This is a genomic window from Flavobacterium sp. FG68 (genome assembly GCF_057808895.1).
The window spans coordinates 21,768-44,715 of sequence record NZ_JBMDIY010000033.1 but is presented as its reverse complement, the minus strand read 5'-3'; the positions used below and the strand labels follow the sequence as shown (position 1 = coordinate 44,715).

Below are 22,948 nucleotides of genomic sequence, written 5' to 3'. Positions count from 1 at the left end.
AGGGCTTCGACTTCGCTCAGCCTGACAGCGTAAAACTCAAATAAAATCTACGATTTTAAATTCTAAAACCCTTCAAAAACACCTAAACCAAATAAAGCAAAATCGTATTTTACAGGATCTGCAGCGTCCATTTTACGAAGTTGTGTATCTAATTCCAATAAAGCTTTTGCATCATTTTGCTTTCGCGAAAGAATTCCTAATTTGCGGGCAACATTTCCGGAATGTACATCAAGCGGACATGATAATGCAGAAGCTGAAATAGTTTTCCAGATTCCTAAATCGACGCCTTTTATGTCTTGGCGAACCATCCAGCGTAAATACATGTTGATGCGTTTTGCAGCAGAATTATTCAGAGGATCTGAAATATGTTTTTGAGTTCGTGCTAAATGATCGATTTCGAAAAAGATCTTTTTGAACTCGCTTATGCTTTTCTGCAGACTGTCTTTTTCCTGATTTTTGGCAAAAACAGCTTCTAGTCCGTTGTGGTTTTTGTAAATGTGCTGTAAACCTTTAATGAATCCGCCGAAATCTTTTCCGTTGAAAGTTCGGTGAACGAAGTTTTCTAAGTCAGCTAAATTATCTTCGGAATGCGACATGACGAAATCATAAGGCGTATTGCCCATTAATTCCATCATTTTATGCGAATTCTTGATAATCATTTTACGATTTCCCCAAGCGATTGATGCGCTTAAGAATCCTGCAATTTCGATATCTTCTTTTTGAGAAAACAAATGCGGAATCTGCACAGGATCACTTTCGATAAAATCCTGATTGTTATATTGAATGACTTTTTCGTCGAGAAATTCTTTGAGTTCTTTTTGATTCATTTGAAATGAAATGTTCTTGTTTATTTGAGTGTCCTAGCCCTGATGGGAGCGGCATCTCCCGATTTAGAAAAACAAGGCTTTTTAGCCGTAGTTTTTGTTTATCGGGAATATAGCGGACAGCAGGAAATAGCTCCTATAAATATTAATTACTAATTTGACCGTCGACCATAATTAATTTTCTGTCGGCCATATTGGCTAATTCTTCGTTGTGGGTTACAATTACAAAAGTCTGCCCGAATTCGTCACGAAGCTGGAAAAACAATTGATGTAAATTTTCGGCAGAATGTGTATCGAGATTTCCAGATGGTTCATCTGCAAAAATCACGTCGGGTTTGTTGATTAAGGCTCTTGCAACGGCAACACGCTGCTGTTCTCCGCCCGAAAGCTCGTTTGGTTTGTGATGAATTCTGTGTGATAAACCTAGATATTCCAGAATTTTTTTAGCTTCTTTTTCGGTTTGTGCTTTTGGTTTATTGGCTATAAATGCAGGAATGCAAACATTTTCTAAAGCTGTGAACTCCGGTAATAATTGGTGAAACTGGAAAATGAATCCGAGATTTAAATTTCTAAATTCAGATAATATTTTGTCCTGTTTGCTTTTCTTTTTAAAATACCTGTTGTAGTAAATAAACATTAAAAGTATTGGTAAACACAATATACTAATTGTTGTTGATCGTAATGTTTCATCTAATATTTTAGTCCTAAAAAACAATAAAAAAACTGCTAGTAATATAATATAAATTGAGCCTGACCAGGTTACTATTTTAAATGTTTTTTCTTCTTTTGAATTATCATTTTCAATATCCTGCAGTTTCAAAATATTTTCACCATTAATGGTTAATGATGATTCTGAGTTTCTTTCGGGTGTGTCTAAAGTTCCCAGAATTTGAAGTAAAGTTGTTTTTCCGGCACCAGAAGCCCCAACAATCGAAACAATTTCGCCTTTCTTAATATGTAAATCAACTCCTTTTAAAACTTCAAGTTTGTCGTAGAATTTATGTATGTTTTTTGCGTGTATCATTTAGTGAAACTGTTTTTACAAAGAAACGAAGAATCTATCGATATAAAAATGTGTTGTAACAGAATTTTATGAAGTAATTTTACGTTTACTTTTAGTAATTCAATATTTGAAAAATGAAATTAAAAATAGTTCTGTTTGTATTTATAATTGGGCTTGCTGCTGTTTTTGTTAGTGCTGAACAATATTCCGATGATTTATTTTTAACTTATAAAGTTGATGTTAAACAGCAGCATTTAAGATTGTTTTGGAAAGATGAAAAAGGAAAGCGGTTTGAAAGTATAGAGAATCTTAAACTTTGGACTGCTTCAAAAAATCTTAAATTAGATTTTGCCATGAATGCAGGAATGTATAAGGCAGATCATTCTCCGCAAGGACTTTATATTGAAAAGCAAAAAGTGTTATCTCCTTTAGATACCATAAAAGCTGATGGAAATTTTTATTTAAAACCGAATGGTGTATTTTTTATTACAACTAAAAAAACTGCGGTAATTTGTACGACGGAAAATTTCAAGAATAATAAAGAAATTGAATTTGCGACACAATCTGGTCCCATGTTAGTTATTGATGGTCAGATTCATCAAGCTTTTAAAGAAGGATCGAAAAATCTAAATATTAGGAACGGAGTTGGCATTTTGCCTAATGGAAATGTAGTTTTTGTGTTGTCTAAGAAAGAGGTTAACTTCTATGATTTTGCTAATTATTTTAAAACTTTGGGTTGCAAAAACGCGCTTTACCTTGACGGATTTGTTTCGCGTGCGTATCTTCCATCGCAAAACTGGATTCAAACCGATGGAGATTTTGGTGCGTTATTTGCTGTGACAAGAAATAATTAAAAGGTGGAAATTTTGAAATTAAATTTAATATTCAAATAAAATGAATTTGATGAATTATTTTTAATTTCGGAACAAACTCAAATCAAACTTAAAATGCAAGACCTAAAAGTTGTAGATGACAATAGAATGTCAAAATTAATTATTGGTTTAATTTTGGACGGAATTGGTATGATTTCTTTTTCGATTCCGCTTCTTGGTGAATTTTCAGATGTAATTTGGGCGCCAATCGCGGCTATAATTATGACCAGAATGTATAAAGGCAGAGTAGGAAAGGTTGCCAGCGTTTTAACTTTTATTGAAGAAGTAATTCCGTTTACGGATATCATTCCTTCTTTTACACTGACCTGGATTTATACTTATTTCTTTTCCAGTGAGAGAGTGAGAGAATAAATTTAGTTTTTAAATAAAAATCCTAATCCCATGTTTTTGAGCATTTTCTTTTCGAAGTTCCAAAAGAATTTAAATTGCCCAAACACGGTTCCTATTGCGACTAATAAAACCTGATAAATTGGGAAAATTATAAGCAGTCGAATTAAGGTAAACCAACCTCCAAAATCTTCTTTGGTGATTCCCAGCCAAACGCAAAATGGTTTAGACAGCCAGGCAGAAGCCGATCCTGTGATGGCAAAAACGATAAGTATTATAATGGCTTGTAAATTTGAGGTGATTCCCCAGCGTTCTTTTAATTTATTCATTGCTATTTGTAATGATTACAAATATAGTAATTATCTTGAAGGAACATACCCCCAAAGTTTTTGTTTGTAAGTATTTTGAAAATAAATCATGTAATTGTAAATTAAGTAGTTTACTTCATATCCGTAATGGATGTCAGGACGATAGTTAATCGACATTTCGTACAAATCCGGGCTGTAACGCTGTGGCTGCAAAACGCGGCTGTTCCACTCGGTTACATACAAGTTATTTTTGTTTTCAAGATATGCTAATGAATGGTAATTTCTAGGATAAGCTCTTGATTGAAGCCAGGTACTAAAACCGTTATCAATAATTATTACTTCATATTCAAGAGAATCGTTTGCAATTCTAACGGTATCGTTTAGTTTTTTGTTTGAGTTTGAAGCAGTATCTGCACTAGCAATATTTTGCGAAGTCGTAGAACAAGCAATTATTGTTAGTATTATAATTAATATGGAAATACACTTTTTCATAACCCTAAAGTTACGAATTTTTTTTAAGGTTCACAGAGGCAAAGGTTCAAAGTAACAAAGGTTTAACTTCTTACTTATAAAATAAAAACTGATTACAAATTTGTAATCAGTTTTTAGAATTTTTCTTAAGGTCTTTGGACCTTTGTTACTTTGAACCTTTGTGCCGTACTATTTGCTTCCAAACAATTTCCCAATAAACCCGGCGATACCACCTTTGCTCTTGGTAACTACAAGTACATCGGCAACGTCAAGTTTTCCGTCGTTGTTTTGGTCAAGGCCAAATTGAGTTCCGTATTTTGAAATGGTATCCATAATTCCAGATGCTTGTCCGCTGTTTCCTGAAATCGAATTGATGATGTCAGAAATCTGAAAACTGCTGTCATTTGGATCTTTTGCTTTATTTACTAATGAACCTAAAATCTGCGGAATTAAGTTTGAAGCTACACCAGAAGAATCTGCACTGCTTAAACCAAATTTTTCTCCCAAACTTCCAGATAATTGCTGCGAGATTTGCTGTACGACAGGATTTGAATTATCGATAGGAGAGTTTCCATTAAATAAACCGGCTAATTGTTCACCTCCGCCTTCTGAAGCAATCTTTTTTAAGCCTTCAAAAATAGAATTGCTTGTTTCGTTTATTACGGCTTCGTTATGCTCATTTGGGACAGCATTGTTGTTTACAACAGCATCGCCTCCGTATTGTTGTACTAATTGGGTTAATTGTTCAAACATAATATTTAGAGTTTAAATTACACGCCAAAATTAATAAAAAAGAAAGGGATTTACTACAAATAAGCAGTAAATCCCTTTAAAGATAGTTTATTTTTAATTACTAGCTTAACAAAGTAATAATTTGTGAAGCTAATTCTGTACCAATTCTGTCTTGTGCTTCTCCAGTTGCAGCTCCAATGTGCGGCGTCAATGAAATTTTAGGGTGCATTAAGATTGTCATTTCTGGTTTTGGTTCGCTTTCAAAAACGTCTAAACCTGCAAAAGCAACTTTTCCTGAGTCTAAAGCTTTTACTAAAGCTACTTCATCAATAACACCTCCACGAGCACAGTTTACGATTCCAACTCCGTCCTTTAAAAGTTCAAATTCTTTTTCACCAATGATGTAACCATCTTGAGCAGGAACGTGTAATGTAATGAAATCTGACTCTTTAAATAAAGATTCTAAAGATTGAGAAACAATTGTAGTTGTAATAGACTGTCCGTCGAAAAACTCCACTTTTACATCTACCTGAGGAATAAAACTATCTGCAGCGATAACTTTCATTCCTAAACCAAGAGCCATTTTTGCAGTAGCTTGTCCTATACGACCAATACCAACAATTCCTAAAGTTTTTCCTCTTAATTCAACTCCGTTTGCGTATGCTTTTTTCAAACCGTCAAAGTTTGAATCTCCTTCAAGAGGCATATTTCTATTTGAATCATGCAAGAAACGAACACCAGAAAATAAGTGTCCAAATACCAATTCAGCAACAGATTCTGAAGATGAAGCCGGAGTATTAATTACATGAATTCCTTTGCTTTTAGCATAATCAACATCGATATTATCCATACCAACACCACCGCGACCGATAATTTTGATACCAGGACAAGCGTCGATAATATCTTTACGAACTTTAGTGGCACTGCGCACTAAAATTACGTCTACATTATTTTCATTGATAAAGTTAGCTACTTGTTCCTGAGCTACTTTTGTAGTTATAACTTCAAATCCGCCTTTTTCTAAGGCTAGAATTCCACTTTTAGAAATTCCGTCATTTGCTAATACTTTCATTGTGTGATATTTTGTTTATTTGGTTCATCGTTTAATTGTTTATTCGATGAACCAAGTATATTGGGTTTTTCTTTTTGGTATTGTAAATTGAGACTGAGAACTAAACTTTAGACTCTAAAGCTTTCATTACATCAACTAATACCTGAACACTTTCGATAGGCATAGCGTTGTAAATAGAAGCTCTGTAACCACCTACAGAACGGTGTCCTGGCAATCCAGAAATATTTGCAACTTTCCATAAAGCATCAAAAGTTTCTGTATGATCCGGGTTGTTTAATAAGAAAGTAACATTCATTTTAGAACGATCTTCTACCGCAGCAGCACCTTTAAATAATGGGTTTCTGTCGATTTCAGCATAAAGTAAATCAGCTTTTGCGTTGTTTAATTTTTCAACAGCAGCGATTCCACCTTTTTCTTTAATCCATTGTAAAGTCAATAATGAAACATATACTGAAAAAACAGGCGGCGTATTGTACATACTTTCTGCTTTGATATGTTTTGCATAATCTAACATACTAGGAATTGTTCTTCCGTTTTTACCTAAAATTTCTTCTTTAACTACAACAAGAGTAGTTCCTGCAGGTCCCATATTTTTTTGAGCCCCGGCATAGATTAAATCAAATTTAGAGAAATCTAATTGACGAGAAAAAATATCTGAACTCATATCGCAAACTACTGGAATGTTTGTCGACGGGAATTCCTGCATTTGAGTTCCAAAGATGGTATTGTTACTTGTACAGTGAAAATAATCAGCATCACTTGGTATTTCGTAACCTTTTGGAATATGTGTATAATTATCATCTTTTGAAGAAGCTACAACAATAGTTTCTCCAAAAAGTTTTGCTTCTTTAATAGCCGCAGTTGCCCACGTTCCTGAATCTAAATAAGCTGCTTTTCCGTTTTCTTTCAATAAGTTATAAGGAGCCATCAAGAATGCAGTACTTGCACCACCTTGTAAAAACAAAGCCTGATATCCTTTTCCTTCAAGTCCTAATAATTCTAAAGCCAGCGAACGAGCTTCATCCATAACAGCAACAAAATCTTTGCTTCGGTGCGAGATTTCAAGAATTGATAATCCTGAATCATTAAAATTTAAAATTGCTTTTGATGCCTTCTCAAAAACTTCCTGAGGTAAAATACTTGGTCCTGCGCTGTAGTTGTGTTTTTTCATGGTTGTTGTTAATAGTCGAAATTTTAAAAACGCAAATTTCGGCAATAGGAGCTGAAAAAGCGATAAATAATTCGAAATAATTAAACATTTTTTTACTTTGTTGTTAACAAAAACGTTATAGTATCAACGTTATCTGCATAATCCCACAATTGAGGATTTTGGGTTTGACCAAATGCAACACTATTTTCTGTTAAATCGCTGCTTACTATGCATTGAATTTGCTCTGCATCGGTTTCCAGGCGCGATTTTAAATCTTCGAGATTTTCATAATATTCATAGAAAACGCTCGAAATAGGCGAGGCATAGCTCGAATCTTCTTTTAAAGTCAAAAATCCGTTATCTAATAATTTGAAATTACTCATTAAGAAAACAGCTTTGTTGTAATCGTAATTATTTGCGTATTTCTCGTAATGAATAACGTCCTGATATTTAAAAATAGCCTGAAAAAAAGCATCAAATGAATAGCCTTTCGGAACAAAAAGTTTAGATACATTTCGGCATCCTAAACCAAAATATCTAAAAATATCTTCACCAAGAGCTTCTAATTCTTCGTGGGTTTCTTTTCCGTTTAAAACGGCAGCCGAATTTCTGTTTTTTCGGATGATGGAAGGTTTATCTTTAAAATAATATTCAAAATAACGAGCTGTGTTATTGCTTCCGGTTGCAATTACAGTATCAAAATTTTCCAGTTTTCCATCAACGAAAGTGATTTTATCTTTTAAATTTTCATCAACAGCAATTAAATACTTCGCTAAAAATGGCAGTAAATGCTGATCGTTTGAGGATGTTTTTACTAAAGCTTTGTTTCCGGTAATTAAAACAGACAGAAAATCGTGAAAACCAACAAGCGGAATATTTCCGGCCAAGATTAAAGCAACTGTTTTTTCTTTTTTGTCATTTTGAGCAAATTCGGAAGAATATTGAGAAATCCATTTGTTTAGGTTTTCTTCTGTCAAAGCATCTGCCCACGATTTTATTGCAAAATATACTTGTTCCGGTGTGTACCAGCCATTATGAGATTGTGATAAATGGATTAGTTTTTCGAAATCATCAAAAAAGATATCGTTATATAAAACGTCAGATTTTTGCACAGAATGTTCTTCTGAAAACTGACTTAGAAATTTTCCTAATTCAACAAAAACACTTTTTTTTGTTTCTAATGTCATAATGTTTGTTTATGAATTGTTTTGATTGTAATTTTGCACAAAAATAAGCATAATTAAGTCGAAAGTCAAAAGTCTTAAAGTCAAAAGGGAGAAATGTCTTTGATGTACTTTATTTTACTTTAAGACTTTAGAATTTTAACTTTAAGAAAAATAAAAAGATGGCAATTATTATAACTGACGAATGCATAAACTGTGGGGCTTGCGAACCAGAATGCCCAAATACAGCAATATATGAAGGAGCAGATGATTGGAGATATAAAGACGGAACAAGCTTAAAAGGAACTGTTATTTTACCTGACGGAACTGAGGTTGATGCTGATGATGCACAAACTCCAATTTCTGATGAGATTTATTATATCGTTCCCGGAAAATGTACAGAATGTAAAGGTTTTCATGACGAACCTCAATGTGCTGCTGTTTGTCCTGTTGACTGTTGTGTGCCAGATGATAATCATGTAGAAGATGAAGAAACCTTGTTGAACAGACAAGCGTTTTTACATGGCGAGTAAACTCCGTCAGTATATAATAAATAATTCAATAACGTTCTCTTTATTTATAGTTTATAGCGGATTTATATTTCTTAAAGTAGAAAATCTTGATAACTACAATTTTTACGAAGGTAAAATAATTGGTATTCGCAATATAACATCTTCACATACGGCCGGAAGAGGGGGGCCAGTATTAATTAATAGAAATATTCCTGAAGTAGAATACTATAAAGATAATGACACAATTAGATATGACCAGGGAGAATTGAGACTGGTGACTAATTTTGAGCTAAATGAAAAAGTAACGATTTTAGAAAATAAAGAAGACGAATACGAAAACAAGATTTACAGCCTTTTTTATTATTGGATTGATTATAATGAATTAATACTTTGCTTACTAGCTTTTCTGTTTATTTACGGATACATAAAAAACTTTATCAAATAATAAAATCCCGAGCTCAAACTCGGGATTTTTTTTGCTTTATTCGGAATGTTAAAAAGTTATTGTGTTGGTTTATAATATTTTATATTTTAGCGCTTATTTTTTTAATAAAAATTTAATACTTTAGGTGAAAATTTAATAAGCATATGAGGAAAATCATACTTTTATTTTTTGTTTTATTTAGTTTGACAGTTTTTTCGCAGGAAGAACAATATTCTATTATAGTAAAAGATATAGAAACACAGCTTCCTATTGAAAATGCCACAGTTGTTATTCTAAAAACAAAACAAATATTATCCAGCAATAAAGAAGGTAAGGTTACTTTTATGCTTACCGGAGGTTCTAATGTACAGGTATCAGAAACCAATTATGAAACTCTGACCGTACGCTGGACATCTTTAAACGGAGATCAAAAATTTATTGTTTATCTAAAAAGTAATAACAACAAACTAGATGAAATTGTTCTTTCTAAGCAGTCTCCACAAAAAGTACTTCAAAAACTTGTAGATAATTCATCAAAAAAACTAGCATCATCTTACAGACTAAAAGTTTATGTAAGGGAGTTTTTTATGCTGGATAACAAATATTCTTATTTTAATGACGGACTTGTTAATTTTCAATTTTCAGGAAGTCCTTCGACAACACTTTTGGTAGAGCAAAACAGATCTTATGGCTTGCTGGAAACAGATGTAAGCGCAGATTTAAGAGGTTATGATTTGAATAATATCATGAAAAATTATAATGATTTTAAATATTTTGATCCGCTTTTAGATCCGAAAGCAAAAAAAGAATATGATTTTATTATCCGCGGTCATGCTAAAAATAAGGATTATTATGTAATGTATATTACGCCTTTGGATAAAGCAAAAGAGGCTGTTGATAATTTTGAGATTATTTATGATCCTGAAAAGAAACTGATTATTGAGTTTAAAATCGATATTACACCGCAGAATCTTGATAAACTTGAAGAAAAGGCCGATGTGAATTCTAAAAATATTACAAGATCATTTATTAATGTTGATTATAGGGTAGACGGGGAGAATTATTATTTATTGAGCTCAAATGAAGAAATAGCTTATAATCTTATTTTGAAAGATCAGGTAAAGAAAATTCAGGTTCGCAATAGTTTTATTACGACAAATTTCAACAGACAAAATTTTACGTATAAAGAAAGTGATGTGTTTAAAGAGAAATCACTTTTTAATAAAAGAAATAAAATATTGACCAATTACTGGGATATTTCAGGATTTGTTGCAACTGATGAAGAAAAAGCGATTATTGCTTCTTTGGATTATAAGTTGTAATTTCTAAATTATAGTTTTTGGGCAACGATTACGAAAGTGTCATAAGCATACGTTTTTCGATCTATTGTTTTGAGTATTTTGAAATTATTTAAATATAAGAACAGCTCTATTTCATTAAGAGTAAAAACTCGTACTGTAGAAAAATCATTTTCGATAGTTTTTTTCTCACCATTTGCTACAGCATAATATTTTGCTGTCCATTCGAGCATAAAATTTTCTAAGGCATTATTGGTGTCCCAATGACTTTCTCTTATGTACTGTACATTTTCATATTCGGCTTCATGAATTATGATGGGATTTTCTTTTGTAAAAGGAATAAAGCGATTCGCATCAATGAAATCGAAAATCAGAATTCCATTTTCATTTAGATTTTTATGAATAGAATCAAAAGTTCTATTAACATCATCATTAGTAATCAGATAACTTGTAGATCTTCCGGTAATTAAAATAGAATCAAAAGTTTTATTCAATTTAAAATCACGCATGTCACCTTGTGTAAAAGAGCTGTTTTTGTTGCGTTCTTTTGCAATTGCAATCATATCGTCACTGTAATCAAGGCCTTGATAATTTTGATTGTTTTCACTGAATCGCTTTGCGAGATTTCCGGTTCCGCTCCCTATTTCAAGAGTAGTAGAAGCCTTGTATTCCTGAATAAGGTTGTTGTAAAAAGCATATTCTTCGTCATAATTGACAAAGGTTTGATACATTGCATCGTAAATCGCGGCCATTTGACCATCATATAAATTAGCCATAATACTGAGTTTTAATTATAAAATTATAAAAAAAGGGCTGTCATAGGACAACCCTTTAAAATATTTAAACAAAGTTGAAACTTAGAACTTATAGTTTACAGATAAGTTGAACATTGTTCCTAATTGACTGAAGTGGAATCCATCATAAGTCATTCTAGAATAACGTTGGTTAAATGTAAGTAAATTAGATTGCTGTTGCGTTGTAGTTACTGTAGATGTACCTGCTAATATTTTTGCACCTTCAGCATTTTCAGCTACAAATTTCCATTCTGGTAAAACGTTAAATAAGTTGTTTACGTTTAATGCAATCGTGAATTTTTCAGTAGCATTAAAATTAACACCTAAGTCAGTAACAATTTTAGGAATGAATTCTGTTTTAAGATTAGGTTTTGTATCATCTCTAACCGGGTCACCATTCGCAGCTCTTACTAAATTTCCGTTAGCATCTCTAACCTCATTAGAAATTAAACCATCTTGATTAAATGTAGTTTTTCCGAAATAAGTATTGTTCAAAGAAAATCCGAATTTACCAATTTCATAATTGATTCCAAGAATCCATTTTGTTTCAGGTCTTGAAGTAAAAGTCAATGAGTTTAAGATATCTCCAAATGAATTTTGATCGATTGGAGAAATTCTTTCGTTATCTAAAGTAACGTTTCCTGATAAATTGAATCCTAATTTACCTTCGCCAATACCAACATTGTTATAACCTAATACAACATCTAAACCAGAAGTTCTTGAATCGAATGAGTTAGAAAACCAAGCCACATTTCCAAAAGGAGTATTTTGTCTGTCTCCAAGAACAATTCTGTCTTCTACTTTGATATTATAGTAGTCAACAGTAATATTGAAGTTTTGAAAAGGTTTTGCCCCAATACCAACTGTAATATTGGTTGATTTTTCTGGATCTAGAGGACGAATCCCTAATTGACGAGCCTGAGGAGAGACATTATTTATAATTCCACTAATTTGAATACCTTGTCCGGCTACAAATGAGTATTGTGATTTTTGAGTGTAAATCTGGTGTAAAGTAGGCGCTCTAAAACCTGTTGAAACAGAACCCCTTAAAGTAATTTTATCGTCAAGAAATTTATATCTTGTACTTGCTTTCCAAACAGTTGCACCACCAAAGTCGCTATATTCTTCATGTCGAACAGTTCCGTTTAATTGAAAGTCTTTTGTAACATCAAAAGCAACATCTAAATAAACACCAACATTATACCTGTTCCATTTTCCAGAATTTTCTGGTCTGTTCCCTGCAAAAGAGTCAGCTCCGGTTCCATCCCAAGAAGCTTTATCTCCTTCTATTACAGAGAAATTTTCAGATCTAAACTCTGTACCAAAACCAATACTAAACTGATCAGATAAAATTTTAGAAACGTCAATATTTCCAACAACGTGATTAAAAGAAGATCCACCCGGTTTAAACGAAATTGGACTGTTTTCTCTGTAAACGTTATTTCCGTCTGCATCAACAATGTTTGATCTGTTTACTGAATTGTTTACAGAATAAAGTTGTTTGTTACCACCAACTGTTATACTTGCATCTGTATTCCATCCGTTTTTGGTGTTTTTAAAACCAAGTGTACCATTATAGTCACTTAAATCTCCTTCAAAAGTAGGGCCGTATCCTTCGTATGATGGATTAGCATCATCACCATTTCCAAAGAAATCATTAAGATAAGGGTCCCCGGAAAGAGGTCTCCAATACGGAGTTCTAAAGTTGGCAAACGATTTTACTTTTTTGTAAACATAAGCTGCATTGTAATACAGTTTAGTATTATCGCTAATATCGTTTCCACCATTAATTAAGAATTTTGCTGCAGCAGTTTCTGGAGAACCATTGATATTTCTAGCATCAGGATATTTGCTAAGAAATTGATTTACCGTTGCAACATCAGCAGGTGTTCCGCTTAAAAAGTCATTAGCTTCACCCTGAGCATCAACAGTTCCAGGTCTGTTGGCTAAATTTACTTTAGAAAAATCTATAGTATAATTTAAAAAGCCTTTTTCGCCGATAGTTGTGCCATTGTTTAAGCTTACACCCAGCATTTCCCCGTCACCTTCAGAAGTAATTCCACTTCTTAAAGTAATAGAGCCATCGGTCTTGTTTTTCTTCAAAATGATATTTACAACTCCTGCAATGGCGTCAGAACCATATTGAGCAGAAGCTCCGTCACGAAGAATCTCAACTCTTTCGATCGCATCTGTTGGAATTGCAGAAATATCTGCACCCGTTTCCCCACGTCCCGGAGAGGTTTGTACATAAAGTAATGCACTTAAGTTTTTACGTTTACCATTAATAAGAATTAAAGTTCTGCTTGGTCCCATATTTCTAATCTCGTATGGATCCAGTAATGATGTTGCATCATTTACCGGAGTTTGTACGGTATTAAATGAAGGAATTTTGTATTGCAGTGCCTTATCAAATGTAGCCTGCCCTGTCGATGTTAGATCTTTAGACGATAATACATCAATAGGTAATGCAGTAGTTGTATTACTTCTTGCTGCTGCTCTAGATCCTGTGACAACAACTTCGTCAAGATTTTGTCCTCCTTCTTCGGATAATGATACATCAATTTGTGATGCATTTGCTAATCTGGTAACACTGGTATACCCTACATAAGTAAAAACTAATGAAGCACCTTCTTTTACAGTTATTTTATAAGATCCATCGATATCGGTGGATACACCGTTATTAGTTCCCTTTTCGATAATGTTGACACCAGGCAGTGGAGTTCCTGTGTTGTCCTTTACTACACCCGAGATTTGCTTTTGCGCAAAAATGAAGACGGTGTTTAATAGAAAAAATAAAATTGCAATTTTTCTCATGTTAATTGTTGTTTTGGTTAAAAAAATGGTATGTGGTTTGTTAAATATTGTGATAAAATTAGTATTATTTAACAAAATATTATTATAAAGTTTATTTTTTTTTAAGAAAAGTACTAGAAATGTATATATCGTCATTTTTTGTATAGTTAACAGCTATTAAATCTTATATTTGCAAAATTTTAGGGGCAAAATGTATCATTTTGTTAAAATAAAATTTATAAGAAAAAACATTCAGTATGTGATTTGGTTAAATGCTAAATAATTGATTTTTAATCAATAAGTCCAGTGTTTATAAGGGTCGGAATCAATAAAAAACAAATTTATCTACATATGAAAGCAGGAATTGTAGGATTACCAAATGTTGGAAAATCAACATTATTTAATTGTTTATCTAATGCAAAAGCGCAGAGTGCGAACTTTCCGTTTTGTACAATCGAACCTAATATTGGTGTTGTAAACGTTCCGGATCCGAGAATCAACAAATTAGAAGAATTGGTAAAACCAGAACGCGTACAAATGGCAACTGTAGATATCGTAGATATTGCAGGTTTGGTAAAAGGAGCAAGTAAAGGTGAAGGTCTTGGAAACCAGTTTTTAGGAAACATTAGAGAGTGTAATGCTATCATTCACGTTTTACGTTGTTTTGATAATGATAATATTGTTCACGTTGACGGAAACGTAAACCCAATTCGTGATAAAGAAACTATCGATATCGAATTGCAGTTAAAAGATTTAGAAACAGTTGAAAAACGTTTGGAAAAAGTAAATCGTGCTGCAAAAACCGGAAATAAAGAAGCGCAGACTGAAAAAGCGCTTTTAGACAGAATTAGAGAAGCATTATTACAAGCTAAATCTGCCCGTACTATTATACCTCAAAGTAATGATGAAGAGGTTTTAATGGAATCTTTTCAATTAATTACTGCAAAACCAGTTTTATATGTTTGTAATGTTGACGAAAATTCAGCTGTAAACGGAAACAAATATGTAGATCAGGTTCGTGAATTAGTAAAAGATGAAGATGCTGAAGTTATTATTCTTTCAGTAGGAGCAGAAGCCGATATTACAGAATTAGAAAGCTATGAAGAGCGTCAGGTTTTCCTTGAAGATATGGGATTAACAGAGCCGGGAGCGTCAGTTTTAATTCGTGCAGCTTATAAACTATTAAAACAACAGACTTATTTTACAGCTGGTGTAAAAGAAGTTCGTGCTTGGACAATCAATATTGGAGCAACTGCACCGCAAGCAGCAGGAGTTATCCATACCGATTTTGAAAAAGGTTTCATTCGTGCCGAAGTTATTTCATACGAAGATTACGTTCAATACGGTTCTGAAGCAAAAGCAAAAGAAGCTGGAAAATTCAAAGTTGAAGGAAAAGAATATGTTGTAAAAGATGGTGATGTAATGCATTTCCGTTTTAACGTTTAATTTTTTTAAGAAGATAGAATAAAGATTATAGAGAATAGACTAAAACTGCTGGAGTAATTCAGCAGTTTTTTTGTTATTATTTGAGGTCTCAACTGTCAGGCTGAGCGAAGTCGAAGCCCACGCAAGAAGCTCCACAAAGTATTGCCAATCTTTGCGGGCTTCGACTTCGCTCAGCCTGACAAAAATGAGAATAAAAAAATCCGTTAAAATCCGCACTTTCGCGAAAGCGAATCCGTAAAATCCGCGTGCCATTTAGCAATCAAATTTACAGTTTGAAAATTTTTGGCTCAAAAATTGGTTACAGAAAAATTACCAATTACTAATCTAAAATAAACCAATCAAAATGCTAAAAAAAACTTTCAAAATTTTAAAATGGACAATTATCGGAATCTTCAGTTTTCTTGTCCTTTATGTAGTATCTGTTTATCTGATTTCTAAAATCACCGTCAATTCAGATGTCGCTCAGGTCGAAGAGCAAAATGCCGTTCCTATTTACATTCTCTCCAACGGCGTTCACACCGATATTGTCGTTCCGATAAAAAATGAAATCAAAGACTGGCGAAACGAAATTCAGTTTAACCAAACGCAATCAAAAGATTCATTAATGAATTTTATCGCTTTTGGATGGGGCGATAAAGGTTTTTATTTAGATACGCCGGAGTGGTCAGACTTAAAAGCAAGTACAGCCTGCAAAGCTGCATTTGGAATCAGTTCATCGGCAATGCATACTACATTTTTTAAACAATTAAGAGACGGTGAGGACTGCAAACGTATTTTGATTTCAAAAGAAAATTATCAAAGTCTAGTTAATTATATTTCGGATAGTTTTAGAGATCCAATTCATCCAGAATGGATAGAAGGTCACAGTTATGGAAAAAAAGATGCTTTTTATGAAGCAAAAGGAAGTTACAGTCTTTTTTATACTTGCAATACCTGGGCAAATAATGCTTTAAAAGCGGCAAATCAAAAAGCAAGTTTGTGGACTGTTTATGATAAAGGGATTTTTTGTCATTATAAATAATGTATAGTCCCTACGGGACAATTGTTGTACGTAGTTTTTGGGTTACCGATATTAAATCTCTACGAGATTATTCTGTTAGTAATAAATAGGTGTTTATACATTACAGGAAATTCCGTTAGAAATACATCTGTTTTTTGGTTTGAATATTAAATCTAACGAGATTGTCCGTTTAGTAATAAACAGGTATTTATGTAGGACAGGAAATTCCGCTAGGAATTAAATATCGGTAGCCAATGTTTTATACCCGCCGAAAAATATTCCGCTAGGAATATATGATCGGTAGATGGAAAAAATGTAAAATTCCATTAAAAATCAAGAATCAAAAATTTTTGATTATTGCGTAAATTTGAGAGAATATCAAAAAATCAGCAAATGAAAATCAAAAATATATTCTCCAAAACATGGTTTTTACTAAAAAATACTTTTTTAGAATTTAACGATGATAATGCCATTAAACTAAGTGCGGCACTTGCATATTACACCATATTTGCTTTGCCGCCTTTATTGATTATTATCATTACAATTTGTGGTTTCTTTTTTGGAGAGGAAGCTGTAACGGGAGAATTGTACGGACAAATTAATGGTTTGGTTGGTAACGGCGCAGCAAGTCAAATTCAGGAAGCTATTAAAAATGTACAATTATCAGGCGATAATGTTTTTGCAACCGTATTTGGAATCATAATGCTATTAATTGGGGCGTCAGGAGTTTTTGCCGAAATACAAAGTTCTATTAATTTTATTTGGGGATTACGTGCGAAACCAGATAAAGGAATTAAGAAATTTATTCAAAACCGCTTAATGTCATTCTCAATGATTGCCTCAGTTGGTTTTTTAATGCTGGTCAGTCTTTTTATAAGTACAACTTTAGACTTGCTTAGTTCACGTTTAAAAGTTTATTTTCCAGAGAGTACAGTTTATTTATTTTATATAGTTAATATAATTATTGTACTGGCAAGTATTACTACTCTTTTTGCTATTATTTTTAGAACATTGCCAGATGGAAAAATCAAGTGGAAAGATGCTTTTATAGGGTCAGGAGTTACAGCTATACTTTTTATGATTGGTAAATTTGCCATCGGTTTTTATTTAGGAAGTTCAACAGTAGCCTCTGTTTACGGTGCTGCAGGATCTGTGATAATTATTTTAGTTTGGGTTTATTATTCGGCAATTATTCTGTATTTTGGAGCAGAATTTACCAAAGTATATGCAAAATCTTACGGAGGTAAAATTTATCCAAATGAGTACTCGGTAGAAATCGCAAAAGAAATTTACGAAATCGACGAACCAAAAAAAGAACCAATAGAAGAAAAATTACAAAAACAAAAACCATGAAAATAATCGCCTTTGGAGGAAGTAACAGTCAGCATTCGATCAATAAAAAATTAGCCACTTACGCAGCAGGTTTATTCGAAAATGCCGATGTCGAAGTTTTAGATTTAAACGATTACGCAATGCCATTATTTAGTGTTGATCTTGAAAAAGAAGTAGGACAGCACGAACTTGCAAAAGCATTTCTTGCTAAACTTGCCAGCGCAGATATTTTAGTCGTTTCTCTTGCTGAGAATAACAATAATTATTCATCAGCATTCAAAAATTTATTCGATTGGAGTTCCAGGATTACGAAAGAAGTTTTTCAACAAAAACCAATGTTATTACTGGCAACTTCGCCTGGATCAAGAGGCGGCGCTTCCGTTTTAGAAATTGCGCGAAATGCTTTGCCAAGATACGGAGCTGAAATTAAAGGAACTTTTTCATTACCAGCATTTGGCGCGAATTTTGATTTACAAGAAAATAAAATTTCTAACGTTGAGTTAGATAAAGAATTGAAAGATATTATCAAATCAAATTTTTAAATGCCACAAAAAAAGATTGCCCTTATATTCCTTTTGTTGAATAGTATTTTTTTGAATTATACTTTTGCACAAAAAATTAGTGAAGTAGATAAAATCGTTGCAAAATATCCAAAAAGTTTTGCAACCACAGAAAAATTAGCGGAAAGAATTGAACAAGACTTCAGTTCTGATTATGACAAGGCACGAGCAATTTACAGCTGGATTGCCTTCAATATAAAATATGATTACAATGCTTTTTTGAATCCTCCGAGAACACAGGGATTTAGTTATTCTACCGAAGCCGAAAAACAACGTAAAATCAAAGAACTGAATGACAGATTATGGCAAAAAGCCTTTAGTTCTAAGAAAGCTGTCTGCGAAGGGTTTACGGCTTTATACCAGCATTTAGCAGAATTAACAGGATTGAAATCTGAAATAATAAGAGGAGATTCTAAAATTTCATTAAGAGATATCGGCCGAAAAAATACTTCTTCCAATCATGCATGGAATATTGTTTTAATTGACAGAAAATGGCGTTTGATTGATGTAACTTGGGGGCAGGGTTATTTTGATAATAGTAAAGGCAGAATGGTAAATGATTTTTCATCTGTTTACTTTGATACAGATCCGGATTATTTCTTCGCTAAACATTTCCCTGATTCCGGTTCTTATTTGGGAGATAGATTAGATAAAGACGCATTTCTTAACGGACCTTTAATTTATAATAAAACAATCGAGAACGATTTTAAAATTAAATCTCCAACTACCGGAATTATCGAAGCTAAATACGGAGATAAAATTGATGTTGAAATTAAAAATGTAAAAAAATCAGATCAGGTTCTTTATTTAAATAAAAGGAATCAGCCCGTTTTGATTAAAAATGCAAAAGAAAAAAGAGGCGGTTTAGAATTTCAAATTCCGTATGATAATAATATTGGCGAATACATTACAATTTTTGTAAACACAAATAGTATTCTTTCCTTTAAAGTTATTTCAAAATAAAGTCAACATTGTTTATTGGCAGATTTTCTTCTTTTATTGAATTGCCGTATCTTAGCAATTCAGGAATTGAATTAATGCGATATGGAGACAACTTTTTTGAAATCGATCTTAGACAATGATTTCTATAAATTTACAATGCAGCATGCTGTAATAAGACTTTTTCCAAAGGCAAAGGTTCGATACGGATTTATTAATAGAGGAAAACATAAATTTCCGGCTGGTTTTGCAGATTTACTTCGTCGTTCTGTAGATGCATTGGCAGATCTTCGTTTAACTAAAGAAGAAAAAAATTATCTCTCACATTACTGCCCTTATCTTGATCCCACTTATTTAGACTTTCTGCAGGGATATAGTTTCGATCCGTCAGAAGTACAGATTAGCCAGGAAGGATCAGAAATTAAAGTTACAGTTGAAGGTTTTTGGTATCGGACTATTTTATGGGAAGTTCCGTTAATGGCTTTGATTTCGGAGCTTTTTTATAAATCAAATCATTTAATCCGCTTAAATGATGAAGCTATTAAAAATCTCACGAAAGATAAAATCGATAATTACAATAAACTGGGCGTATCTATTTTAGAGCTTGGCACAAGACGCCGCCATTCTTATGATGTCCATAATTTGGTAAATGAAACTTTACGAACTTTTGGCGGACAAAGTTTTATAGGAACAAGCAATGTACATTTTGCAATGGTCAATAATAAACGTCCGTTAGGCACGCACGCACACGAATGGTTTATGTTTCATGCAGCGCAATACGGCTTTAAAATGGCTAATTCCATAAGTCTGGAACATTGGACACAGGTTTACGGCGGCGACCTCGGAATTGCCTTAACAGACACTTACACTACAGAAATATTTTTCAATCAATTTGATAAAAAATACTCCAAACTTTTTGACGGCGTTCGAAATGACAGCGGAGATCCAATTGAATTTGCAAAAAAAGTAATTACGCATTATACCAAAATGGGAATTGATCCAAAATCGAAAGCCATTGTTTTTTCTGATTCTTTAAATTTTGATAAAGTAAAAACGATAGTTGACTTTTGTCAGGATAAAATCAAAATGTCATTCGGAATTGGAACAAATTTTACCAATGATGTTGGACTTCCAGCCATGAATATGGTGATAAAATTAACAGAAACGAAACCCGATAATACACATTGGCAAGGTGTCGTTAAACTTTCTGATGAAAAAAACAAAAATACGGGAACGCCCGAAATGATTGCTTTGGCAAAAGAAGTACTCGGAATCAAATAGTATTTTTTTGTTTCATAACTGATTTTTTATATTTTTAACGGTCGTATTTTTTTAAAATCAATTTAAATAGATTTAAATCCTGTTATTATTCGTAACAAAAAAGAAATACGCTTTCATTTTTTGCCGATAAATGGTACATTAGCCAAAAATCCAATTCACCTTATGCTAGAGCAAAATCAATATACCGAAGATAATATCCGATCACTCGATTGGAAAGAACATATCCGTATGCGTCCGGGAATGTATATCGGAAAATTGGGAGACGGTTCTTCTCCAGATGATGGTATTTACATTCTTTTAAAAGAGGTTTTAGATAACTGTATCGATGAGTTCGTAATGGGCTCCGGTAAAACTATTGAAGTGACTATCAAGGATAAAACGGTTTCTGTTCGTGATTACGGACGTGGAATTCCGTTAGGAAAAGTGGTCGATGTAGTTTCGAAAATGAATACAGGTGGAAAGTACGATTCTAAAGCTTTCCAGAAATCAGTAGGTTTGAACGGTGTCGGAACAAAAGCGGTAAATGCACTTTCAAATTATTTTCGTGTAGAATCTGTTCGTGATGATAAACAAAAAGGAGCAGAGTTTTCTGCCGGAAATTTAGTTCTTGAAGAAGATATAATCGAAACCACAAAACGTAAAGGAACCAAAGTAACTTTTACGCCAGACGAAACGATTTTTAAAAACTATAAATTCCGTTTAGAATACGTTATTAAAATGGTTAAAAACTATTGTTACCTAAACAATGGTTTGACAATTATTTTCAATGGAGAAAAATATTATTCAGAAAACGGACTTCGTGATTTATTAGAAGAAACAATCAGCGAAGAAGATTTAGAATATCCAATTATCCACTTAAAAGATCATGATATTGAAGTTGCGTTAACACACAGTAAAACGCAGTATAGTGAAGAATATCACTCTTTTGTCAACGGTCAGAATACAACGCAGGGAGGAACGCACTTAGCGGCGTATCGTGAAGCAGTTGTAAAAACGATTCGTGAGTTTTACAATAAGAATTTCGAAGCATCAGATGTTCGAAAATCGATTGTGAGTGCGATTAGTATTAAAGTTATGGAACCGGTTTTTGAGTCTCAGACCAAAACAAAATTAGGTTCTACAGATATGGGTTCTGATGATGGAACGCCTGCAGTTTCTGTTCGTACTTTCGTAAACGATTTTATCAAAACCAAATTAGATAATTACCTTCATAAAAACCCGCCAACTGCAGAAGCTTTGTTACGCAAAATTCTTCAGGCAGAACGTGAAAGAAAAGAATTATCAGGAATTAGAAAACTGGCGACAGATCGTGCTAAAAAAGCCAATCTTCATAATAAAAAATTAAGAGATTGCCGTGCGCATCTTCCTGATACTAAAAACCCAAGAAACTTAGAAAGTACGCTTTTTATTACCGAGGGAGATTCGGCTTCCGGATCGATTACAAAGTCGCGTGACGTGAATACTCAAGCCGTTTTCAGTTTGCGTGGTAAACCTTTGAATTCATACGGAATGACTAAAAAGATTGTGTATGAAAACGAAGAATTCAATTTACTGCAAGCGGCATTAGATATCGAGGATGGTTTAGAAAAATTACGCTACAACAATATAGTAATCGCAACCGATGCCGATGTCGACGGAATGCACATTCGATTACTTTTAATTACGTTTTTCCTTCAGTTTTTTCCTGAATTAATCAAAGAAGGACATCTGTACATTTTACAAACCCCTCTTTTCAGGGTTCGAAACAAAAAAGAAACAATTTATTGTTATTCTGAAGAAGAAAGAAAAGACGCGATCGAAAAACTAAAACCAAAACCAGAAATCACCCGATTTAAAGGTTTAGGAGAGATTTCGCCAGATGAGTTTAAAAACTTTATTGGAGACACAATCCGCCTTGATCCGGTTATGATGGATAAACATACTTCGATTGAGCAGTTATTATCTTTCTACATGGGTAAAAATACACCAGACAGACAAGAGTTTATTATTAAGAATTTGAAAGTGGAGATTGATGAGCTTGAGGAAGTTTAAAAAACTTTTAGTTTTATCAATTATTCTAGGGATGGTTTCCTGCAATAAAAATAAAGGTTTTGAAGGAGAAAGAGAACATGACTATTCAGATGCTTTTGATCTTGAAAAAGAAGCAATTAAAAAGATAGAAATATTTTCTTATCCAGATCGATTATCCTGGGACACATTAAGACATAGGGAAGAAATTATTCGAAATAATAAGATTGATTTCGATACTTCAATGATTAATGAAAAAGTTACATTGTTGAAAGAAACTCAAATAAAAGAATTGTTTGATTTGATTAAAATTCATTGTAATGTTGAAGGCGATGTTGCTCCTTATTCAAACTGTTATATGCCAAGAAATTTAATTCTTTTTTACAATAATAAAAATAGAATTATAGGACATATTGAACTTTGTTTTGAATGTGGAACTTCTGAATCTTCTAACAATCTCAGAGAAAATTGGGATTATTGCAAAGATGATGTAAAAGATTTTTTCAAAAAAGCAGGAATTAAATATTTTGTGGATACAGAACAACAGGAAGAAAAAGAAAGATTGTTTTTGGATAGTTTGAAAACAACTAAAATGCTTAACAATAAAGTTTTAAAATAA

The 22,948-nt window shown here is 33.0% G+C and carries 24 protein-coding genes and 2 pseudogenes; 14 read left to right on the top strand and 12 right to left on the bottom strand.

Annotation, left to right across the window (positions count from 1 at the left end; all coding sequences use genetic code 11):
• Positions 1-62 precede the first annotated feature (62 nt).
• Positions 63-827: a TIGR02757 family protein gene (locus ACODSB_RS18955; protein WP_488938172.1), complete on the bottom strand. Its 765-nt coding sequence runs from the start codon at positions 825-827 to the stop codon at positions 63-65.
• A 24-nt stretch (positions 828-851) separates the two neighbouring features.
• On the opposite strand from ACODSB_RS18955, the gene ACODSB_RS18950 reads away from it, so the two are divergent.
• Complete coding sequence (locus ACODSB_RS18950) at positions 852-980, top strand: hypothetical protein (protein ID WP_488938171.1); 129 nt, start codon at positions 852-854, stop codon at positions 978-980.
• Here the strand turns inward: ACODSB_RS18950 and ACODSB_RS18945 are convergent.
• Positions 970-1,419: pseudogene (locus tag ACODSB_RS18945) on the bottom strand (ABC transporter ATP-binding protein); the annotation flags it as partial. The gene ACODSB_RS18950 and the pseudogene ACODSB_RS18945 overlap by 11 nt on opposite strands.
• Before the next feature lie 204 nt (positions 1,420-1,623).
• Positions 1,624-1,848, bottom strand: a pseudogene (locus ACODSB_RS18940) (ATP-binding cassette domain-containing protein); the annotation flags it as partial.
• 113 nt (positions 1,849-1,961) lie between these two features.
• Here ACODSB_RS18940 and ACODSB_RS18935 point away from each other — a divergent pair.
• Entirely contained in the window at positions 1,962-2,681 is a 720-nt protein-coding gene (locus ACODSB_RS18935) for a phosphodiester glycosidase family protein (RefSeq protein WP_488938170.1), read from the top strand.
• A gap of 93 nt (positions 2,682-2,774) precedes the next feature.
• Positions 2,775-3,071, top strand: coding sequence for a hypothetical protein (locus ACODSB_RS18930; RefSeq protein WP_053473692.1), 297 nt, complete (start codon positions 2,775-2,777; stop codon positions 3,069-3,071).
• Positions 3,072-3,073: 2 nt separating this feature from the next.
• On the opposite strand, the gene ACODSB_RS18925 is transcribed toward ACODSB_RS18930, so the two are convergent.
• From ACODSB_RS18925 to ACODSB_RS18900, 6 genes are all read right to left on the bottom strand, one after another.
• Complete coding sequence (locus ACODSB_RS18925; protein ID WP_180861331.1) at positions 3,074-3,376, bottom strand: DUF6787 family protein; 303 nt, start codon at positions 3,374-3,376, stop codon at positions 3,074-3,076.
• A 30-nt stretch (positions 3,377-3,406) separates the two neighbouring features.
• Positions 3,407-3,847, bottom strand: a complete 441-nt coding sequence (locus tag ACODSB_RS18920) for a DUF6146 family protein (protein ID WP_488938169.1) — start codon at positions 3,845-3,847, stop codon at positions 3,407-3,409.
• 168 nt (positions 3,848-4,015) lie between these two features.
• Positions 4,016-4,579, bottom strand: a complete 564-nt coding sequence (locus ACODSB_RS18915; protein WP_488938168.1) for a DUF937 domain-containing protein — start codon at positions 4,577-4,579, stop codon at positions 4,016-4,018.
• 100 nt (positions 4,580-4,679) lie between these two features.
• A complete protein-coding gene (locus tag ACODSB_RS18910) occupies positions 4,680-5,630 on the bottom strand; it encodes a D-2-hydroxyacid dehydrogenase (protein WP_053473689.1) in 951 nt (316 codons plus the stop codon).
• Positions 5,631-5,730: 100 nt separating this feature from the next.
• Positions 5,731-6,801, bottom strand: a complete 1,071-nt coding sequence (gene serC / locus ACODSB_RS18905) for a 3-phosphoserine/phosphohydroxythreonine transaminase (RefSeq protein ID WP_488938167.1) — start codon at positions 6,799-6,801, stop codon at positions 5,731-5,733.
• Between the two features lie 92 nt (positions 6,802-6,893).
• The gene (locus ACODSB_RS18900; RefSeq protein ID WP_256634079.1) at positions 6,894-7,967 is read right to left on the bottom strand and encodes an acyl-CoA reductase; all 1,074 of its coding nucleotides are present in this window, start codon (positions 7,965-7,967) and stop codon (positions 6,894-6,896) included.
• 158 nt (positions 7,968-8,125) lie between these two features.
• Here ACODSB_RS18900 and ACODSB_RS18895 point away from each other — a divergent pair, with 158 nt between their 5' ends.
• The 3 genes from ACODSB_RS18895 to ACODSB_RS18885 all read left to right on the top strand — a co-directional run bounded on the left by ACODSB_RS18895 (position 8,126) and on the right by ACODSB_RS18885 (position 10,201).
• Positions 8,126-8,476: a 4Fe-4S dicluster domain-containing protein gene (locus ACODSB_RS18895; protein ID WP_053473686.1), complete on the top strand. Its 351-nt coding sequence runs from the start codon at positions 8,126-8,128 to the stop codon at positions 8,474-8,476.
• Positions 8,466-8,900 carry a hypothetical protein gene (locus ACODSB_RS18890; protein WP_488938166.1) on the top strand — a complete coding sequence of 145 codons (435 nt, stop codon included), beginning with the start codon at positions 8,466-8,468 and terminating at the stop codon, positions 8,898-8,900. Before ACODSB_RS18895 ends, ACODSB_RS18890 begins: the two co-directional genes overlap by 11 nt.
• 143 nt (positions 8,901-9,043) lie before the next feature.
• Positions 9,044-10,201, top strand: coding sequence for a peptidase associated/transthyretin-like domain-containing protein (locus ACODSB_RS18885; protein ID WP_488938165.1), 1,158 nt, complete (start codon positions 9,044-9,046; stop codon positions 10,199-10,201).
• A gap of 8 nt (positions 10,202-10,209) precedes the next feature.
• Here ACODSB_RS18885 and ACODSB_RS18880 read toward each other — a convergent pair whose 3' ends face one another.
• On the bottom strand, positions 10,210-10,953 hold the full coding sequence (locus tag ACODSB_RS18880; protein WP_488938164.1) for a class I SAM-dependent DNA methyltransferase: 744 nt from the start codon (positions 10,951-10,953) through the stop codon (positions 10,210-10,212).
• Positions 10,954-11,034: 81 nt separating this feature from the next.
• Positions 11,035-13,785, bottom strand: coding sequence for a TonB-dependent receptor (locus tag ACODSB_RS18875; protein ID WP_488938163.1), 2,751 nt, complete (start codon positions 13,783-13,785; stop codon positions 11,035-11,037).
• A 330-nt stretch (positions 13,786-14,115) separates the two neighbouring features.
• On the opposite strand from ACODSB_RS18875, the gene ychF reads away from it, so the two are divergent.
• On the top strand, positions 14,116-15,210 hold the full coding sequence (ychF, locus tag ACODSB_RS18870) for a redox-regulated ATPase YchF (protein ID WP_488938162.1): 1,095 nt from the start codon (positions 14,116-14,118) through the stop codon (positions 15,208-15,210).
• Positions 15,211-15,249: 39 nt separating this feature from the next.
• On the opposite strand, the gene ACODSB_RS18865 is transcribed toward ychF, so the two are convergent.
• Positions 15,250-15,462 carry a hypothetical protein gene (locus tag ACODSB_RS18865; RefSeq protein ID WP_488938161.1) on the bottom strand — a complete coding sequence of 71 codons (213 nt, stop codon included), beginning with the start codon at positions 15,460-15,462 and terminating at the stop codon, positions 15,250-15,252.
• A gap of 91 nt (positions 15,463-15,553) precedes the next feature.
• Here ACODSB_RS18865 and ACODSB_RS18860 point away from each other — a divergent pair, with 91 nt between their 5' ends.
• From ACODSB_RS18860 to ACODSB_RS18830, 7 genes are all read left to right on the top strand, one after another.
• Positions 15,554-16,231 carry a TIGR02117 family protein gene (locus ACODSB_RS18860; RefSeq protein WP_488938160.1) on the top strand — a complete coding sequence of 226 codons (678 nt, stop codon included), beginning with the start codon at positions 15,554-15,556 and terminating at the stop codon, positions 16,229-16,231.
• Between the two features lie 372 nt (positions 16,232-16,603).
• The gene (locus tag ACODSB_RS18855) at positions 16,604-17,563 is read left to right on the top strand and encodes a YihY/virulence factor BrkB family protein (RefSeq protein ID WP_488938159.1); all 960 of its coding nucleotides are present in this window, start codon (positions 16,604-16,606) and stop codon (positions 17,561-17,563) included.
• Positions 17,560-18,084: an NADPH-dependent FMN reductase gene (locus ACODSB_RS18850; RefSeq protein WP_488938158.1), complete on the top strand. Its 525-nt coding sequence runs from the start codon at positions 17,560-17,562 to the stop codon at positions 18,082-18,084. The genes ACODSB_RS18855 and ACODSB_RS18850 overlap by 4 nt, the downstream gene beginning before the upstream one ends.
• The gene (locus ACODSB_RS18845; protein ID WP_488938157.1) at positions 18,085-19,065 is read left to right on the top strand and encodes a transglutaminase domain-containing protein; all 981 of its coding nucleotides are present in this window, start codon (positions 18,085-18,087) and stop codon (positions 19,063-19,065) included.
• 81 nt (positions 19,066-19,146) lie between these two features.
• Positions 19,147-20,322 carry a nicotinate phosphoribosyltransferase gene (pncB, locus tag ACODSB_RS18840; protein ID WP_488938156.1) on the top strand — a complete coding sequence of 392 codons (1,176 nt, stop codon included), beginning with the start codon at positions 19,147-19,149 and terminating at the stop codon, positions 20,320-20,322.
• A 162-nt stretch (positions 20,323-20,484) separates the two neighbouring features.
• Entirely contained in the window at positions 20,485-22,353 is a 1,869-nt protein-coding gene (locus ACODSB_RS18835) for a DNA topoisomerase IV subunit B (RefSeq protein ID WP_053473766.1), read from the top strand.
• A complete protein-coding gene (locus ACODSB_RS18830; protein WP_488938155.1) occupies positions 22,334-22,948 on the top strand; it encodes a hypothetical protein in 615 nt (204 codons plus the stop codon). The genes ACODSB_RS18835 and ACODSB_RS18830 overlap by 20 nt, the downstream gene beginning before the upstream one ends.

Coding starts and splice junctions, on each gene's coding strand:
- ACODSB_RS18895 (WP_053473686.1), top strand. CDS start 8,126: ATGGCAATTATTATAACTGACGAATGCATAAACTGTGGGGCTTGCGAA.
- ACODSB_RS18850 (WP_488938158.1), top strand. CDS start 17,560: ATGAAAATAATCGCCTTTGGAGGAAGTAACAGTCAGCATTCGATCAAT.
- ACODSB_RS18955 (WP_488938172.1), bottom strand. CDS start 827: ATGAATCAAAAAGAACTCAAAGAATTTCTCGACGAAAAAGTCATTCAA.
- ACODSB_RS18865 (WP_488938161.1), bottom strand. CDS start 15,462: ATGGCACGCGGATTTTACGGATTCGCTTTCGCGAAAGTGCGGATTTTA.
- ACODSB_RS18925 (WP_180861331.1), bottom strand. CDS start 3,376: ATGAATAAATTAAAAGAACGCTGGGGAATCACCTCAAATTTACAAGCC.
- ACODSB_RS18830 (WP_488938155.1), top strand. CDS start 22,334: ATGAGCTTGAGGAAGTTTAAAAAACTTTTAGTTTTATCAATTATTCTA.
- serC (WP_488938167.1), bottom strand. CDS start 6,801: ATGAAAAAACACAACTACAGCGCAGGACCAAGTATTTTACCTCAGGAA.
- ACODSB_RS18875 (WP_488938163.1), bottom strand. CDS start 13,785: ATGAGAAAAATTGCAATTTTATTTTTTCTATTAAACACCGTCTTCATT.
- ACODSB_RS18915 (WP_488938168.1), bottom strand. CDS start 4,579: ATGTTTGAACAATTAACCCAATTAGTACAACAATACGGAGGCGATGCT.
- ACODSB_RS18900 (WP_256634079.1), bottom strand. CDS start 7,967: ATGACATTAGAAACAAAAAAAAGTGTTTTTGTTGAATTAGGAAAATTT.
- ACODSB_RS18935 (WP_488938170.1), top strand. CDS start 1,962: ATGAAATTAAAAATAGTTCTGTTTGTATTTATAATTGGGCTTGCTGCT.
- ychF (WP_488938162.1), top strand. CDS start 14,116: ATGAAAGCAGGAATTGTAGGATTACCAAATGTTGGAAAATCAACATTA.
- ACODSB_RS18930 (WP_053473692.1), top strand. CDS start 2,775: ATGCAAGACCTAAAAGTTGTAGATGACAATAGAATGTCAAAATTAATT.
- ACODSB_RS18885 (WP_488938165.1), top strand. CDS start 9,044: ATGAGGAAAATCATACTTTTATTTTTTGTTTTATTTAGTTTGACAGTT.
- ACODSB_RS18855 (WP_488938159.1), top strand. CDS start 16,604: ATGAAAATCAAAAATATATTCTCCAAAACATGGTTTTTACTAAAAAAT.
- pncB (WP_488938156.1), top strand. CDS start 19,147: ATGGAGACAACTTTTTTGAAATCGATCTTAGACAATGATTTCTATAAA.
- ACODSB_RS18890 (WP_488938166.1), top strand. CDS start 8,466: ATGGCGAGTAAACTCCGTCAGTATATAATAAATAATTCAATAACGTTC.
- ACODSB_RS18910 (WP_053473689.1), bottom strand. CDS start 5,630: ATGAAAGTATTAGCAAATGACGGAATTTCTAAAAGTGGAATTCTAGCC.
- ACODSB_RS18835 (WP_053473766.1), top strand. CDS start 20,485: ATGCTAGAGCAAAATCAATATACCGAAGATAATATCCGATCACTCGAT.
- ACODSB_RS18880 (WP_488938164.1), bottom strand. CDS start 10,953: ATGGCTAATTTATATGATGGTCAAATGGCCGCGATTTACGATGCAATG.
- ACODSB_RS18860 (WP_488938160.1), top strand. CDS start 15,554: ATGCTAAAAAAAACTTTCAAAATTTTAAAATGGACAATTATCGGAATC.
- ACODSB_RS18920 (WP_488938169.1), bottom strand. CDS start 3,847: ATGAAAAAGTGTATTTCCATATTAATTATAATACTAACAATAATTGCT.
- ACODSB_RS18845 (WP_488938157.1), top strand. CDS start 18,085: ATGCCACAAAAAAAGATTGCCCTTATATTCCTTTTGTTGAATAGTATT.